This window comes from Pseudomonas sp. BNK-7, from assembly GCF_048072025.1.
Taxonomy (GTDB): domain Bacteria; phylum Pseudomonadota; class Gammaproteobacteria; order Pseudomonadales; family Pseudomonadaceae; genus Aquipseudomonas; species Aquipseudomonas danubii.
Genome location: NZ_CP182252.1, coordinates 3,784,966 through 3,801,609 on the forward strand (window position 1 = coordinate 3,784,966; position 16,644 = coordinate 3,801,609).

15 protein-coding genes are annotated in these 16,644 nt (G+C 63.4%); 7 read left to right on the forward strand and 8 right to left on the reverse strand.

Annotated elements, in window-relative coordinates; all coding sequences use genetic code 11:
* Complete coding sequence (gene pncB, locus ACMGF8_RS17675; RefSeq protein ID WP_060838784.1) at positions 1-1,230, forward strand: nicotinate phosphoribosyltransferase; 1,230 nt, start codon at positions 1-3, stop codon at positions 1,228-1,230.
* 1 nt (position 1,231) lies between these two features.
* The gene (nadE, locus tag ACMGF8_RS17680; protein WP_250330419.1) at positions 1,232-2,059 is read left to right on the forward strand and encodes an ammonia-dependent NAD(+) synthetase; all 828 of its coding nucleotides are present in this window, start codon (positions 1,232-1,234) and stop codon (positions 2,057-2,059) included.
* A 104-nt stretch (positions 2,060-2,163) separates the two neighbouring features.
* Here nadE and ACMGF8_RS17685 read toward each other — a convergent pair whose 3' ends face one another.
* From ACMGF8_RS17685 to speD, 8 genes are all read right to left on the reverse strand, one after another.
* Entirely contained in the window at positions 2,164-2,418 is a 255-nt protein-coding gene (locus ACMGF8_RS17685; RefSeq protein ID WP_416756902.1) for a hypothetical protein, read from the reverse strand.
* Positions 2,419-2,624: 206 nt separating this feature from the next.
* Positions 2,625-3,035 carry a GFA family protein gene (locus ACMGF8_RS17690; RefSeq protein ID WP_102864320.1) on the reverse strand — a complete coding sequence of 137 codons (411 nt, stop codon included), beginning with the start codon at positions 3,033-3,035 and terminating at the stop codon, positions 2,625-2,627.
* Positions 3,035-3,556 carry a hypothetical protein gene (locus ACMGF8_RS17695; RefSeq protein ID WP_060838787.1) on the reverse strand — a complete coding sequence of 174 codons (522 nt, stop codon included), beginning with the start codon at positions 3,554-3,556 and terminating at the stop codon, positions 3,035-3,037. The genes ACMGF8_RS17690 and ACMGF8_RS17695 overlap by 1 nt, the downstream gene beginning before the upstream one ends.
* Positions 3,553-4,074: a hypothetical protein gene (locus tag ACMGF8_RS17700; protein ID WP_060838788.1), complete on the reverse strand. Its 522-nt coding sequence runs from the start codon at positions 4,072-4,074 to the stop codon at positions 3,553-3,555. Before ACMGF8_RS17700 ends, ACMGF8_RS17695 begins: the two co-directional genes overlap by 4 nt.
* Positions 4,071-4,736: a hypothetical protein gene (locus ACMGF8_RS17705; protein WP_115582202.1), complete on the reverse strand. Its 666-nt coding sequence runs from the start codon at positions 4,734-4,736 to the stop codon at positions 4,071-4,073. The genes ACMGF8_RS17700 and ACMGF8_RS17705 overlap by 4 nt, the downstream gene beginning before the upstream one ends.
* Before the next feature lie 173 nt (positions 4,737-4,909).
* Entirely contained in the window at positions 4,910-6,223 is a 1,314-nt protein-coding gene (locus tag ACMGF8_RS17710; protein ID WP_250330421.1) for an NAD(P)/FAD-dependent oxidoreductase, read from the reverse strand.
* 123 nt (positions 6,224-6,346) lie between these two features.
* A complete protein-coding gene (locus ACMGF8_RS17715) occupies positions 6,347-7,711 on the reverse strand; it encodes a glutamine synthetase family protein (RefSeq protein WP_305948428.1) in 1,365 nt (454 codons plus the stop codon).
* Positions 7,712-8,598: 887 nt separating this feature from the next.
* Complete coding sequence (gene speD, locus ACMGF8_RS17720; RefSeq protein WP_102864325.1) at positions 8,599-9,033, reverse strand: adenosylmethionine decarboxylase; 435 nt, start codon at positions 9,031-9,033, stop codon at positions 8,599-8,601.
* 592 nt (positions 9,034-9,625) lie between these two features.
* Here speD and ACMGF8_RS17725 point away from each other — a divergent pair.
* The 5 genes from ACMGF8_RS17725 to ACMGF8_RS17745 are packed head-to-tail and all read left to right on the forward strand — an operon-like array spanning position 9,626 to position 16,549.
* A complete protein-coding gene (locus ACMGF8_RS17725; RefSeq protein ID WP_416756903.1) occupies positions 9,626-11,125 on the forward strand; it encodes an alkaline phosphatase family protein in 1,500 nt (499 codons plus the stop codon).
* Positions 11,125-12,939: a B12-binding domain-containing radical SAM protein gene (locus tag ACMGF8_RS17730; protein ID WP_102864327.1), complete on the forward strand. Its 1,815-nt coding sequence runs from the start codon at positions 11,125-11,127 to the stop codon at positions 12,937-12,939. The genes ACMGF8_RS17725 and ACMGF8_RS17730 overlap by 1 nt, the downstream gene beginning before the upstream one ends.
* Before the next feature lie 3 nt (positions 12,940-12,942).
* Positions 12,943-14,070, forward strand: coding sequence for a radical SAM protein (locus tag ACMGF8_RS17735; protein WP_207167570.1), 1,128 nt, complete (start codon positions 12,943-12,945; stop codon positions 14,068-14,070).
* Positions 14,060-16,291: an ANL family adenylate-forming protein gene (locus ACMGF8_RS17740; protein WP_115582206.1), complete on the forward strand. Its 2,232-nt coding sequence runs from the start codon at positions 14,060-14,062 to the stop codon at positions 16,289-16,291. The genes ACMGF8_RS17735 and ACMGF8_RS17740 overlap by 11 nt, the downstream gene beginning before the upstream one ends.
* A gap of 3 nt (positions 16,292-16,294) precedes the next feature.
* A complete protein-coding gene (locus tag ACMGF8_RS17745) occupies positions 16,295-16,549 on the forward strand; it encodes an acyl carrier protein (RefSeq protein ID WP_102879862.1) in 255 nt (84 codons plus the stop codon).
* The last annotated feature ends 95 nt before the right edge of the window (positions 16,550-16,644 follow it).

Sequence of the window (16,644 nt, forward strand, 5' to 3'; positions counted from 1 at the left end):
ATGGAAAGTGCATTCGACCGTAACAACGGCGTGATTCAGAGCCTGCTGGACACCGACTACTACACCTTCACCATGATGCAGGCGGTGCTGCACCAGCACCCCAATGTCGATGTGGAATATCAGTTCATCGTCCGCTCCAAAGAGTCCCTGGTGCACCTGATCCCCGAGATCCGCCAGGAACTGGAAAAGCTCGCCGGCCTGCAGATGCGCGAAGGCGAACAGCGCTTTCTGTTCAACAAGCGCTTCCGCGAATACCTGACCCCGGACTTCGAACAGTTCCTCGGCCTGTTCCGCTTCAACCTGCGCTACATCCACGTGGCGGCGGTCGACGGCCAACTGAGCATCCGCGTCCGTGGTCCGATGCTGCACTGCATCATGTTCGAGCAGCCGGTACTGGCCATGGTCAGCGAGCTGCGCAACCGCGATAAATACCCCGAGGTGGAGCTTGAGGATGTCACTCGCCGGCTCTACCAGAAGTTTGAATGGCTGGAGAAAAACGCCAGCCGCGACGAGCTTGCCGAGTTCCGCGTTTCGGATTTTTCCACCCGCCGGCGCCTGTCGTTCAAGGCCCAGCGCGAAGTGGTGAAGATCATGCGCAGCGACTTTCCCGGGGTCTTCGTCGGCACCAGCAATGCCCACCTGGCCTATGAGTTCGACCTGCCGCTGATCGGCACCATGGCCCACCAGTGGTTGATGGTGCACCAGCAACTGGGGCGGTTGCGTGAGAGCCAGAACGCCGCCCTGGAGAATTGGGTGCACGAGTATCGCGGACGCCTCGGCATCGCCCTGACCGACTGCATCAGCACCGACTTTTTCCTCAAGGACTTCGACCTGTACTTCGCCAAGCTCTACGACGGCCTGCGCCAGGATTCCGGGGACCCGCTGCTCTGGGCCGACAAGGTCCTGGCCCGCTACCGCGAACTGGGCATCGACCCACGGACCAAGGACCTGATGTTCTCCGATGGCCTGAACTTCGAGAAATGCCTGCCGATCCTGCGCCACGTGCGTGGCCAGGCCAGGTTCGGGTTTGGCATGGGCACCAGCCTGGCCTGCGACGTCGAAGGCGTGGAGCCACTGAGCATCGTGATGAAACTGGTGCGGGTGCATGGTGAACCGGTGGTGAAGTTCTCCGACGACCCGATCAAGAACGTTTGTGAAGACCCGTCGTTCCTGCGCTACGCCGCCCAGGTGTTCAACGTCGATCTTGCCCACTCGCCCCTGGAGGCCTGACATGAGCAACCCAACCCAAGAACGTATCGCCCGGGAACTGGGCATCGACCGGCAACTGGTGCGCGGTGGCGAGGCCGCCGAGATCGCCCGGCGCGTGGACTTCATTCAGCACGTGCTGCGCGAGTCCGGCTGCACGACCCTGGTGTTGGGCATCAGTGGCGGAGTCGACTCCCTGACGGCCGGCCGCCTGTGCCAACTGGCGGTGGAGCAACTGCGCGGGGCAGGGCATGAGGTCCGCTTCATCGCCATGCGCCTGCCCTATAAAAGCCAGGCGGACGAAAGCGATGCCCAGGCGTCCCTGGACTTCATTCGCCCGGACAGCGTCAGTACCTGCAACATTGCCGACAGCGTCGATGGAATGATGAGCCAGGTGCGGATCGACGGCTTGCAACCCTCGGCGGCCCTCACGGACTTTGCCAAGGGCAACGTCAAGGCCCGGGCGCGGATGATCGCGCAGTACGCCGTGGCCAACTTCAGCAACGGCCTGGTGGTGGGCACCGACCACGCTGCCGAGGCCCTGATGGGCTTCTTCACCAAGTACGGCGACGGCGCCTGCGACCTGGCCCCGTTGTCGGGCCTGACCAAGACCCAAGTGCGGCTGCTGGCCGATGCCCTCGGCGCGCCAGGCCATCTGGTGCACAAGGCGCCCACTGCGGACCTGGAGGAACTGGCTCCGGGCAAGCTGGACGAAACGGCTTACGGTTGCAGCTACGAAGAAATCGATGCCTACCTGATGGGCCAACCGGTGCCCGATAGCGTGCGCCAACTGATTGAAAGCGCCTACCGGCGCACCGCTCACAAACGCGCCTTGCCCAGCAGTCCCGCCTGAGCCGACGCCTTCGCCGGCAAGCCGGCTCCTACTCCATCACCCCCGGCCGTAGGAGCTGGCTTGCCAGCGAACAACCGCGCTAGCCAAGCGCGGCCACCCGCCCTTCAATCCGGCCATTTCCTCAAGCTCGCCCGGCATTCTTCAATCAGCTCGGGCATATGCTCGCGCACGTCCTGCCAACCCAGCATGCCCAGCAACTCGCGCGCTTCCTGGCGCAGGGGCAGCCATTGCGGGTGTTTGAAGCCGTTGTCCTCCAGCGTTACCCCGTAGGCCTCTCGGCACAGCGCTTCACAGCCGCTCAACAGGGTTTGCAGGCGCGGGTGCAGAGTGGGCGCCAGGTACGCCGGAAAGTGCTTCACGAAGCCCTCGAGATAATCCAGGTGGTTGGACCACAGGCCACACTCGGCGCAGCAGCCGACCTCCGTGCGCTGGCGGTCGGCCTCCGAGGCCAGGAACTCCAGGGCCGGGCCCAGCTCATCCCAGCAGGATGATCTTTCGGTACTCGTCCTGGCCGTACCAGGTCCAGACATTCGAGGCGAGGGGCGCGCAGCAGTGCGACGGTGATTCACTCATGCTGTCCACCTTTATCCTGCGTTGTCGGCGCGGGCTGCCAGCCCTCGGGCCAGCGGTCGCTGAACGAATGGCTGTGCGGCATCAGCGCCGGGTCGCGGTTGTCGTCGAAGCAGCCCAGGAGCAAGGCAATGGTCGGTTGATCATCGATGGCCCCCAGGGAGCTGCCGCAGGCCCGGCAGAAGGCCCGGCTCGAATAGTCCGAAGACCTGAAGGTCGCCGGAGCGCCGGCGGGGCCGGTCCAGGTCACCTGGGTGCTGGGGAACTCGACCCAGGCCAGGGTCAGGGCGCCGCTGTGGCGCTGGCACAGTTTGCACGAGCAGGTGTGGGGGTTGGCGGCAGGCCCGCGGGCCTCGAAGCGAATCTGCCCGCACAGGCAGCCGCCCCGGTACAGGCTGGCAGTCATCAGCGTGGGTTCTCCTGAGGAATCAAACGGTCCTTTTCCAAGTCATGCAGCAGTTCATCGAGCATCTGTCTGCGGCTTTCGACCTGCACCGGCGGAACATACCAGGCCGCTACGCTATAGCCTTCACGACGGTAGTCGTAGGTCTTGAGCAGTTGGCCGTCCTTGAGCAGGCTGCCGCGCAAGTTGCTCTGGTAGGAGTAGGGCATGGGGAAGGTCAGCAGGGTGATGGCATTCAACGCGCCAAGCAACCCCGCGCTCTTGCCGCCTGGCTCGCTGATCAGCAGGCGGTAACCGCTGCGGCTGTAGCCACCATCGAGAAAGGAGAAGGCTCCGGTTTGACGCAGGGCGGCGATGGTTTCCCGTTGCTCCTGTTCGTCGAAGCGACTTTTCACCGGGCCCAGGTCCAGGGTCAGCGGTACATAGGGATGTTGACTGCGGTAGTCCAGCGGTGCCATTCGGGTGCCACAACCGGTGATGATCAGTGCGCTGCACAGCAGGGTGGTCAAACCTATGGGGTTCATTGGGCCTGACTCGCGGTTGGCAACAGTTGATCCTGACGCAGGTCGCCAGCAAAGGCGCGGGCGATGCGCTGGATATTCTGTTCTTGCATTTCACCGCCTTGATCCAGCAACCAGGTGTATTTATGCGTCAGGTTGCGATAGCTGTAGCGCTTGAGGAGCTTGCCCTCGTGCAGCAGGCTGATGTCGGTGTGGGTGTCGATGCCATTGGAGAGCGGCATCAGGAACAGAGTGGCGGCACTGAGGAAGATCAACGGCATAGGCGGCATGTCCCGCTCGGACTTGAACTGAATGCGGGCGCTGTAGTCGCCAGCTTGTCCGGCGCCGGTCTGGACATCTGCGAACACCCCGGTGGCACGCAAGGCGTTACGTAACTCAGCGGCGCGCAATGGGTCATCGACCATCACATGCAGGGGCATCAAATAGGCTTGGCCATCCGTCAGCGGACGGTCCGGCAAGGTGTCGGTTGCCGTGCAGCCCGCGAGCAGCAGGAGGGCGCAAAGGGTCAGGCAGGATTTCATGGATGAATCTCCGCAGTGGCGTTGGCTGGGCTGGTTTGCTTGTCGACGGGAAGGATGAAGGGCTTGGCCTTGTCCAGATCCAGCGGCATCCATTGCAGGTCCGGCAGCCCCGGCACCTGGCGCTGGGCAATCACGGCGTCACGGGGCATCTGATTGCTCCAGGCAAAGAAGCACTGGGTCACTTGGCTGCAGACCGAGCGAAACTCGCCGATGTAATACGCCTTGCCCGCCTCCAGGCGCAGCGGCAGTACGAACTCTTCGCGCGCTTCCTGGGATTGCAGGCGTGAGCCGAGCCCCGGGGTGTAGACCATGGACCAGAACTGGAAGTTGTAGAACTCGTAATCACCCGGTTTGAGCGGCATGACAAATACACTGCCGGCTGCGCGGGGTTCATGGATGTCCTCAGGCGTTGGCCGTGGGTCGCCCTCCCAGAGTGCCGCGGCGCCATTGATTGAGCCGCGCTTGCGAATCAGCAGGCGCAGGTTGGTGGCGGCACCGCCGCCGCCCAGGTACTGCGGGCCAATAGCGCCCACCAGATAGGTCGTGGGTTCGTTGGCTGCGGGTTGCAGAGGGGCGCTGACGATGGCGGCGGGTTGGCTGATGCAGCCAGAAATTATGCTGGTGGCCAGCAGCAAGGACGAAGCCTTGAGTACGCGGAACATGGGGAACCCTGAAAGTGACTTTGGACAAGGCGCAGGCAGGGAGGGAGGCATGAGTGTCTGTACATGGCCTTCCCTGGCGCCGCTCGTGAGCGGCGCGATGGTACGGAATCGGTTGGGCTTTGGGTAGTTGCGGCCAGTGACATTGACCAGAGGGAGGCCTATTGACCGAACCCTCAGCGCAGTTTCTCCAGCATCTGGTAGTACCACATGCCCGCCGCCAGCATCGGGTTGCCCAACTGGTCGCCAAAGGGCACGCGGATGTGTTGGCAGGCGGCGAAGGTGTCGTAGTGGCCGAGGTGGCCGGTCAGGGCTTCGGCCATGATCTCGCCCATGATGTGGCTGGTGGCCACGCCGTGCCCGGAGTAGCCCTGGCAGTACCAGACGTTGTCCGAAAGCTTGCCCAACTGGGGGATGCGGTTGATCACGATGCCCATGGCGCAACTCCACTGGAAGTCGATCCCCACGCCCTTGAGCGCCGGGAAGGTGCGTTCGATGCACGGGCGCAGTTCGCCGGCGATGTCCCGCGAGTCCTTGCCGCTGTAGTTGGCGCCGCCGCCGAACAGCAGGCGGCCGTCGGCGGTCATGCGGTAGTAGTCGAGGACGAAGCGGCAGTCGTAGACCGCCAGGTCTTCGGGGTTCAGGCGCTTGGCCAGGTCGCCCAACGGCTCGGTGGTGACGATGCCGCCCATGGCCGGGAAGATCTTGCCCTTGAGCTTCTTCGGCTCCAGCTTGTGGTAGACGTCGCCGGCCAGCAGCACTTGCTTGGCGTCGATTCGGCCTTGGGCGGTGATCACTGCCGGGTGTTCGCCGTGGACGATCTGCAGCACTTCGCTGTGCTCGAAAATCAGCGCCCCCAGGCTTTCGGCGGCCCGGGCTTCGCCGATGCACAGGTTCAGCGGGTGCAGGTGCAGGTTGCGGGTGTTCTTGATCGCGCCGTGATAGAGGTCGCTTTCCAGCAGGCCGCGCACCTGGGCCCGGTCCAGCAGGCTGACTTCGTCGCCCATGCCGCGGCGCAGCGCTTCGTCGTAGTCGGCGCGCAGGCCGGGCAGGTGGCTAGGCTTGTAGGCCGCGTGCAGGTGGCCGTGCTTGAGGTCGCAGGCGATGGCGTATTTCTCCACCCGTTGCTGGATGATCCGGTGTCCGCGCCAACGCAGGTTCCAGATGAAATCGTCGACCTCGTCGCCCAGTTCGCGGCGCATCTGCTTGCGCATGGCCGCATCGCCGGAAAGGCTGCCGGTGACCTGGCCACCGTTGCGCCCGGTGGCGCCCCAGCCGATCTTGTGGCTTTCGACGATGGCGACTTTCAGGCCGCGTTCGGCCAATTCCACCGCGCTGGCGACGCCGGTGAAGCCGCCGCCGATGATCACCACATCCACCTGATGGCTGCCTTGCAGGGTCGGGTAATGGGTTTCCTGGTTCAGGGTGGCGCTGTAGTAGCTGGGGCAGCGCTCGGCTGCCGGGGTCCGCGGATCGAGAGCAGTTGTCATGAACAATATCCTTAAAAAATTCAACCGGGCGGCTGCCTGTGGGCAGCCGCCAGCGCTGGATAACGTGTCGGCGATCTGCCACTGCCGCCTGGATGCAGCAGGCGTCGCAGATCGTGCTTGGGCTCAGGCCTGGGTCAGGTACCAGCGCCAGTCCTGCTCGCCGACTTCGGCCATGAACTGGCGGTATTCGGCACGCTTGACCGCCAGGTACACGCCGAGGAACTCATGGCCCAGGGCATCCCGGGCCCAGGCCGATTGCTCCAGGGCGATCAGCGAGGTCAGCCAGTCGGTGGGCAGCAGCTCGGTGGCCTGGGCGTAGCCATTGCCCTGCACTGGATCGCCCGGATCGAGCTGTTCGCGCAGGCCACGATGGACGCCGGCGAGGATCGCCGCCGCCGCAAGATAAGGGTTGGCATCGGCGCCGCAGATGCGGTGTTCGATGTGCCGACTGTTGGCCGGGCCACCGGGCACCCGCAGGCTCACGGTGCGATTGTCGACGCCCCAGGTCGGCGCGAGGGGCGCGTAGCTGTTGGCCTGGAAGCGCCGGTAGGAGTTGGCGTTGGGGCAGAACAGCAGCAGCGATTCCAGCAGGGAAGCGAGCATCCCGCCCACCGCCTGGCGCAGCAGCGGGGTGCCGGCCGGGTCCTCGGAGGCGAACAGGTTACGGCCCGCCGCATCGGCAATGCTCACGTGCATGTGCATGCCGGTGCCGGCCAGGTGATCGAAGGGCTTGGCCATGAAGGTGGCCTGCATCCCGTGCTTGTGAGCCACGGCCTTGACCAGGCGCTTGTAGCGCACCGCCTGGTCCATGGCCTGCAGGGCATCGCCGTGTTCCAGGGTGATTTCCACCTGGCCCGGGGCGTATTCGGAGATCGCCGTGCGTGCCGGAATACCTTGCAGTTTGCAGGCGGCGTAGAGATCGGCGAGGAACGGCTCGATCTGCTCCAGCTCGCGCAGGCCATAGACCTGGGTGCTGCGCGGACGACCGCCGTCGGCGTCCAGGGCCGGTTGCGGTCGGCCGTTGCCGTCACGCTTGGCGTCCAGCAGGTAGAACTCCAGCTCGCAGGCCATCACCGGGTGGTAACCCTCGGCCTTGAGGCTGTCGATCACCTTGATCAGCAGGTGGCGCGGGTCGGCGATGCTGGCGGGCATGCCCTCCTGCGGATGCATGCTGACCTGCACCGCCGCGGTGGGAATCTGCCGCCAGGGCAGGCGCACCAGGCTGCCGGCCAGCGGGTAGGCGCGGCAGTCGATATCACCGACGTCCCACACCAGGCCGGAGTTCTCCACGTCGTCGCCGTTGAGAGTCAGGCCGAGGATGGTGCTGGGCAGGGGCCGGCCGCTTTCATACACCGCCAGCAGTTCTTCGCGGTGCAGCAGCTTGCCTCGGGGCACGCCGTTGGCGTCGAGGATGAACAGCTCGATCATGTCGATGTCAGGGTTGGCGGCCAGGAAGTCACGGGCTTCGTCGAGGGCGGCAAATTTCATCAGGATTCTCGCTTGCGCCATTGGGGCGCGCAGGTTTTCAGGTCCTGCAACAACGCCGTGTGCGGCTCGGTTGCAAGGGCAGAAATCAGTTCTGGGGCGTTACGCGCAGAGGCGCGCGATCAGGCCGCAGGCGAGCGATCCGGAGGACGTGAGGAGTGGCGCAGACGGGAGCGGCACAGGGCCATGGGCAGGTTGACCATTAGCTTCATGGGCAGGACCTGCCCAGCAAGTACAAGCCGATAACGGCGGCGCGGTCCTCATGAACCTCACGAGGCGTGGCGGGGCGTGAGCGGGGCAGCGAGAGCCGAGCGTCGACATCACCACCGCGGCCACAGGGCAGGGGCGCGGGAGCTGATCTGTCGAATCCGTGAAACGGGCTCAGGGGGTACATCGCCGGGTGATCTCGCTGTCGAGTTCGTTGTAGTTATTGGTTATGGGAACCGGGCGCTGCTGGGGCAGAGCAATGGAGCCGTTGTCCCAGGGCGGATCAATACTGCAAGAATCCGTCCGCCAATGTAAGGGGGGTAAACGGCTCCAGTGCCCTGGCGGGTGCCCTGCACCCACGGGGAGAGGTGCGAGCTAGAGCGGTGCTTTCTGGTTGCCAGAAGTGTCTGATTTTTTTTACAGAACCCCAGTAGACACCGGGCACAGGTGCCGGCAGCCCCTGTCGGCGGTGCATGAGGCCCGGGGCTTCAGCTCGGGCCGGCGTTCGCTAGGCTCTGTACGAAAAGTTTCAAGACGAAGGTCAGGCAAGGCGAAAACGGTCGAGGAACGGCCGGGGGGGCGCGTTCGACTTTACGGGGTGTAGATGAGCCTTCCGATCGGACTCGCGCACGAGGCCGTTTTCCACGCAGCATCACCGAGTATCAAGGCTCTTCGTACAAAGCCTAGGGATCGACCGACTCTGCCTGGTGCCGTACCACCGGCGCTGCATGGCTGGCTGGCAGGTGAGGGGATGCTTGCGTCGCTCCCCGCTCAACGATCTTCATCGCCCGTACATCGCAGCCCAGGTTCGAACAGATGTAGTCGAATGCCTTGACCGGGTCGCAGGTTGTGCCGCAGGTAAAAATGTCGAGAAACAGCGCGCCATGCTCGGGGTAGGTGTGGAAGGAGGCATGGGACTCCTCCAGCATCACCAGGACCGTTGCGCCTTGTGGCTCGAAGCGTTTTGTCAGCGTGCCACAGACCGTCGCGCCGGCTTCGGCGGAAGCGGCACACAGCAGTTGGGTCAAGGCATCCAGGTCATTGAGCTTTTCGGGGGCGATCTGATAGAGCTCGCCCAGCGTGTGCCTGCCAAAAAAAGCATTGGCGTTCGGGTTCATAGGACTTCCCTGTTTCGACACCAGTACGGATGGCGCGGGTCGGTGAGTGACAGGCTGCGCAGGCCTGATTGCAGGCGCCGATGATGGGATAGCCGGTACTCGATTTCCAGGCAAATTGCCGGCGGGTTATTTGAGTATGTAAGAGGTTGATACCAATTGTTTCGCAGGCCCTGGCGGAGCGATCAGCACCTGGCGCGCAGGCCCCGAGGCAAGGCGGCGCACGGCACCGGCAATGATTCATGGGCCTTGATCAACTCACTCATCGGTTCAGCTATCGCCATCGGCAGGCGTCGCCGTGCTGTCCGGGGGCGAATCTGTTCCTTTATTAGTTGCTGGAAATATCGATTCATACTCGGATTGATTTTGTTACAAGTCTGAAATTATTTTCGGAGTTCTTTGTTTGATGTCGGTGTTAGCTTGTTTTCGCTGCTGTTCCGGCTGTGCCTGGTAGTTGTGGGTCTCGAACTTTGTCGGTTGGTTTTCGAATGGCGTCGCAATAGCGCTTCTTATACGTCGCTGCTGTTTGAAATGTTGTTCTGCAATGTTGATGAAAGTTTATCTGGTTGAACTTTAGTGTCGGAGGTGGGTGATCATGGAAGATCAGAAGTTGAAGTTGTTGGTCTTCGGTATCGACGGGGCGTCCCATGCTGTCCTCCAGCAACTGATGGCTCGGGGATTGCTGCCGAACTTCAGCGCACTGCGCCGGCGCGCCTCCCATGGGGTACTGCAATCGACCTTCCCACCGCACACGGCACCGGGCTGGGCCTCCATGTTTACGGGGGTTTCTCCGGGTGAACACGGGATCTACCAGTTCTGGTCGACCCAGTCTGCGGACTATCGTTTCCGGGCAATGAACGCTGCCGACTATGGGCGTGAACCCTGCTGGCTGACCCTGGAACGCCAGGGGCTGAAAGTCGGTGCCTACAACATCCCCATGACTCATCCGCCGGCAGATCTTCAGGGCGGCTATATGATCAGCTGGCCATTGGCCAAAACCCTTAGATATACCTCGCCCGCCAACTTGATGCATGAGTTGATGCAGGCGGGACTGCACTATCATTCAGACATTGTCACTATGTATCGCGGTCAGGAAGACTACTGTGAGCAGGCGCGAAAGTTTATCAAGGGGCGTGCCGATACTTGCTGTTTTCTGCAGCAGGCCCGACCAGTGGATGCACTGTTTGTAGTCTTCACCGAAGTTGATCGCGTCAGTCACTATTATTGGGGCGATCACTCGGCGCCAAGTTCAGTAGTGGAACAGTGTTATATCGATATTGATCAGGCGCTGGGCATGGTATTGACCCTGGCCGATGACGACACCCTGGTGGTGGTGGCTTCCGACCATGGCTTTGGCCTGTGTGAAGCGGACTTCAGCGTGCACGAGTTCCTCGAACAACAGGGCCTGCTGGCGACCCGCTATGAACTCCAGGGCTCGGGCGCCGAGGCCTCCCACGACGACCCGGGGGCGCGTTCCTGGTTCGACGCCCCCGGAAGCTACCGACGTGTGGTGGATTGGTCGCGCACCGAGTTCTACATGCCCACCCCTGGCTGCTTCGGTGTCAATGCCAATCTGATGGGGCGCGAGGCCCAGGGGGTGCTGCGCGCCGAGCAGTTGCCGGAGGCCGAAGCGCGTTTGCAGCAAGCCCTGGCGCAGGTGCTCGACGAACAGGGGCGCCCCTGGTTCACGCTGGTCAAGGCCGATCAGGTGTATGCCGGCGCACGCCTGCAGGACGCTCCCGACTACCTGCTGATCCCCAGGGATTTCAGCGTCATGCCGACGCCGGCACTTACCGGCCGGGTCTGGAGTACACCGGCCCAGCGTGGCGTGCATCGGCCCGACGGCATCGTGTTTATCCGTGGCTCGACCTTTCCCGAGGACGCCGCGCTGCAAGCGCGGATCGAAGACATCTACCCGACGATCCTGGCCCATCTGGGGCTGCCGGTCCCTGAAGGACTGGAAGGCCACTGGTTGCTGGAACCGGCCCACGAGCCGCAGCGCGAGCCCGGCCGCAAAGGCTGTGGCGGGCAACGAATGAGTGAAGAAGAACAGCGCTTCATGGACAGCCAATTACAACAAATTGGGTATTTTTAATGGAAACCGTGCAGTTCACCAACGCCGCCGACGGGTTGATTCCGCTCGCCAACCTGGCTGAGCCGATCGACGCGCCACCGACCAATCCGCTGCATTCCACTGTCGACTTCCGCAAGCCGCAGCCGATGCGCGTGTGCTTTCCGGTGTTGCTCGATGGCGACCTGGTGATGAGTTCCGAACACCTGGGCGTCAGTTACCTGGTGTCGATCCTGCGGGACCTGGGAGCCGAGTGCCAGGTGGTCGAGGTCAAGTCGATCCAGCACGGCGACGAGATTGCCATTGCTGAAGTGGTGGCCTTCAAGCCCGACCTCATTGGTTTCTCCCTGACCACGGTCACCGTCAGTCATGCCACCGCTTTCGGTTCGGCATTGCGTGCGGCCCTGCCCGAGCAGGTGGCGTTTCTGGCCGGTGGCCCGCTGGCCACCTTCCTGGGCTCCAAGTTGCTGAGCAACCCCAACTGGAGCTTCCTTGACGCCCTGGTGCGCGGTGAGGGCGACGTGCCGCTGGTGCGCTACGTCGAGGCCTTCTGGGATCACGGCGACTACGCCCGGGTGCCGAGCCTGAGCTGGCGCGAGGAGGGCGGGTTCGTCATCGACAACCCCATTGGCAAGCCGGTGCCGGAGCTGGACATGCTGCCTGAGCCGGCGCGGGATCAGTTCGAGCTCAACAGTGGCAAGCTGCCCTACCTGCGCCTGGCCACCACCCGTGGCTGCACTGCGCGCTGCACCTTCTGCAACGCGCCTCACGCCGGCAACAAGATCAACCCCGGCAAGCTCTGGCGGGCCAGGACCCCGGACAATATCGTCGATGAAATCGAGCGGCTTTATCACAAGTACAACTTCAACACCTTCGACTTCGTCGACTCGACCTTCGAAGACCCGGGCGGTGCGCCGTTCGCCAAGCAGCGGATTGCCGACATCGCCCAGGGCGTGCTCGATCGTGGGCTGAAGATCTATTACAACTGCTGCATGCAGGCCAAGAACTGGCACCCCGAAGACCAGCCGCTGCTGGACCTGCTGTACCGCTCCGGCCTGGAGAAGGTGCTGATCGGCATCGAGTCGGGTTCACAGATCGGCCTGGACCGCTGGAAGAAGAAGTCCACGGTCGAGGACAACAAGCGGGCCATCGAGCTGGTGCGTGGTGCCGGCATCTACGTGGCCTTCGGATTCATTGCCTATCACCCCTGGTCGACCTTCCAGGAGATCCGTGACAACAACCTCTTCCTGCGCGAATACATGGGCTACAACCTGCGCCGCTACACCGTGCGCCTGGAGCTCTATCCCGGGGCGGAGGCGGTCGAGACCCTGCGCGCCGAGGGCAAGCTGCATGACGACTTCGATGTGTCGCTCAATGCCCTGAGCTACGACTTCGAAGACCCGCGAGTGCGTCAGTTGTCGACCATCAGTGCCTTGCTCTACGGCGAGAAGTACGCCTCGGAAATGGTCATCGAAAAGGAACCGGCGGTGTTCGAGTTCGAGACCTACGACATTGTCATGCACACCTTCATGTCGCGCTTGCGGCGTGCGGTGCTCGGCGACGCCCGGGGCATGGCGATTCTCGAAGCCGGCGAAGCCAAGGCCGCCGAATTGCGCCGGCTCATGAGCGATTTCAACTATGCGCTGATTTCCGAGATGACCGACCTGGCCGAGCAGGGGACCCTCGACGAGGCCTATGCCCATGAACGGCGACCCCAGGTCGAGCAGTTCTACCGGGTCAAGCTCGGCGAGCTGCGCCAGGTCCAGTTGGGTATCAGCATGCAACTCCACCGCGCCGGGCTGAGCCTGCGCGACATCCAGTTCAGCAAAGGGGCTTGAGCCATGACGAATGCCGAACCGGTGAACTTTCTCGGTCACAGCCAGTTGCTGGGCAATGACCTGGTCATCAACGAGGACTCCTGCAACCTGGGGTGCACCTACTGCCTGACCGGGCAGAGCAACATGAAGTCGTCCCACGAAGGCAAGCTGATCTTCCAGCCGCCGGTGCACGACGTCTACAGCCAAGACAGTGACCTGGGCCGGCGTCTGCAGACCATCGTCGAGCGGGTCAACCGCACCTTCAAGCCACCGCTGCTGAAACTCACCGGCGGCGAGATTTTCATCATCAAGGGCATCATGAGCTTCATCGAGAGCATGTCGCCCCTGCATGAAGTGCTGATTGTACAGACCAACGGCCTGCCGTTGACCCGGGACAAAGTGCGGCGCCTGGCCCAACTGGGCAATGTCGTGGTGCAGATCTCACTCGACAGCAGCAACTATCAGGGCAACAGCTATCGGGTCCTGTCGCCACGCATCCACGAGATGATCATGGAGCGTATCGCGATGGTCCTGGAGGCCGGCCTGCCGCTGGAAGTCTACGGCGTGCTCAATGACCGCAGTGCGCCGTATATGCGCGAGTTCGTGGAGTGGTGCTCCGGGTTTGCAGACAACCCGCCGCAGCTGTTTCCGTTCCCCGTCCGCGGCCCGGACAGCGAGAAGTTCAAGGTGCGCCCCGAGCAGTATCCCTTCATCGACGCGTTGTTCGAGCTGCGCGAGCGTTACCCGCAGATCCTGCCACCCAAGGCCTACCTGGACCGCCTCAGTTCGTTCTATCACCAGGGGCGGCGCACCTGGCGCTGTCACCTGCCGCGCCTGGTGCTGTCGACCTTCAGCGACGGCGTGGCCACGCCCTGTCCGAACATCTGGTTCCACAACATGGGCAACGTGCTGGAGCAGGACTGGAACAAGGCTCTGGCGCCGGTGAACCGCTCACCGTTCTATCAGTTGCTGCTGGCTGAACGACCACGGCTGGATGCCTGCAAGGGGTGCTTCACGCCCTGGGACACCCTGAGCCTGTATTTCGAAGACGCTATCAGCCTGGACGAGTTGTGCCGTGCGCCTTCCTACGCGCCCCAGGCCGTCAGGAAGCTGCTCGAACAAGCCAAGGAAGCGTATCAACATGGCGCCTGAGTCACGGACCGATGACCGCTGGTTTGCCCAACTGAGCGCGGGGCCGGTACTGGCTTCGCTGCCGGCAACCCGGCGCAGTGAGTGGGCCCGGCAGCTTGGTGAACTGGCCAGCAGCGGCCAGCAGCGCCTGCTGCTGGTGTTCGACAGTACGCTTGAGCATGCCGCGCTGTTGCTGGTGCTGCTGGAGCAGGGCTTGTCGCCGTTGCTGGTGGCCAGCGATGCCAAGCCCCAGGAACTGCAGCGCTATGCCGCCCAGGGGGCGATCAGCCACAGCGTCCATCTGGAGCAGGGCGAACTGCGGGTGACATCGCTTGAGCCTGGCGCTGCACTGCCTGGCGATCCGGCAGTGCAGCCACACCGGCGTGGCATCTATCTGCTGACGTCGGGCACCACGGGGGAACCGTCGCTGGTTTTTCGCGACCTGCACAGCTGGCGCGACGAAGGCTTGCGCTATTGCCGGCTGTTGCAACTGAGCCACGAGGACCGGGTACTGTTCATTGCCCCGGTGTATCACGCCTATGCACTGGGCTGGTTGTGGGGCGCGTTGCTGGCCGGGTCCCAGGTGGAAATCTGCAAGCCCACGGAACTGGGGGCGGCGCTGCAGGCGCTGCGTCTGCGCGCCAGCCATTGCGTGGTCACGCCGATGCTGGCGACCCTGATGGCCCAGCGGGTTGGCCAGGGTGAGCGTCCGCCCCAGCTCAAGGTGGTGATGTCCGGCGCCGGCCCGGTGGACGGACAGCTCGACCAGCAATTCCAGCAGGCCTTCGGCATCGGACTGTCGCGCAACTATGGCAGTACCGAAAGCGGTGCCGTGTTTGCCGGCGTCGCGCCATTGCCGCCGTTGTCCATCGGCTTTCCAATGCCGGGGATCGAAGTCGTGGAGCCGGCGGCGGGTCAGCCGTTTGCCCTCAAGGTGCGATTGGAGGATGGCCGCCTTTACGACACCGGCGACATCGCCGAACAGAGTCCGGCCGGCTACAGCATTGTCGGTCGTGAAAGCAGTGCGATCCGTCGGGGCGAACGCTGGATTTCGCCGTTCGAGATTGAATCGGTACTGACCAGCCACCCCGACGTACTGGATTGCTCGGTGCGGGCAGTGAAGTCGGCCCGGGCAGGCAACGACCATATTTTCGCCTTCGTGGTCTGGAGTGCCGAGCGGCCCTGGAACCCGGGACTGCTGCGCGAATACTGTCAGGCGAACCTGGCTTCGGCCAAGGTCCCCGACCGCTTCGAGCGCACGGCATTGATTGCTCGTAGCAGTAATGGCAAGCCGCTGCTCAGTCGCCGCTACCGCCCGGCTGCCAGCCGGGTATTGCTCGACGCGGCCCACGCTTACAAGCGTTCGCAATTGCTGTTGGCATTGTGGGATTGCGGCGCCTTGCAACTCAGTGCCCAGGGCTTGAGCGTCGATCAGATTGCCCAGCGTACCGGGCTGCATGCGCAGACTCTGGCGGTGGCCTTCGACACCGCCCAGGCCAACGGATTGGTGCAGGAAGCCGCAGGCGTCGAGGCGCATGCGCAGGACCTTGAGGCCCTGGCTCCGGTGCTCGATCTGGAAGCTTTCAACAACCGCCACTGGAACCGTCTGGACGAGCTGCTGGCGGTGCTGCATGACGGCCTCGACCGGCGCGCTTTCGAGCAGAGTCCCAAGCATCCGCAATTGCTTCGGCGCTACCAGCGCGCAGTGTCCGGGGCGGACAAGCAACTGGCTGCGCAACTGACCTGGCGCAAGGCCTTGCTCCACACGACGGGCGCCATTCGCCTGCTCGATGTCTGTGCCACCGGCGCGGTGTACACCCAGGCGTTGCTTGGTCGCCGACGCCTTGACTGCAACGCCAGCCGGATCGTGCCACTGGGGGGGCTCAACCCTGTGGCGGCGGATATTCCGGTGCACAGCCGGGAGACATTGGCCGAGCTCGATGAGTGCCGGTTCGACGTCATCGTGCTCGACAACACCTTGCACCAGCCCAGCGTAGCCCAGGCCCTGCCTGCCTTGCTGGAGCGCCTGGGGGCAGGTGGCCGGCTGATCATTGACGAGATTTTCTTTTGCGACACGGCCTCGGCAGCTGTCGGCGTGGATTGGCTGACCCATGGCGGCTGCCAGTACCCGAGGCAGGACGAGGTGGTTGCGGCGCTGGCGCGCCTGGGGTTCGTCGGCGAGCAAATCTGGCGCCGCGAATCGATGATTTATCAATGCACGATGTTATTCAGCAGGAGCTAGAAAATGACCGATACCGACCGCTTGATCAAAGTGTTCTCCAGCACCGTGGGCCGTGAGCTGAGCCGCGAAGACCTTTCGGGGGGCGACCTGATCGGCACCCTGGGCCTGAACTCGATCGACGCCTTGCAGTTGCTGATCCAGGTGGAAACCGAGTTCGGCTTTTCCATCGAGGACAACGAGCTGTCCATTGAACTGGTCAACTCGCTGGAGCGCCTGGAAGCCTTCGTCGCCGACAAGACCCAGGCCCGGGTCGTCTGAGGACGATGACGGCATGTGTCTCTTTGCCAACGTCGGCCGCGCGCTTTGCAGTGCGCGCCGACCTGGGCGGCCCGGCGCCCGCCGGGCCGCCCGGA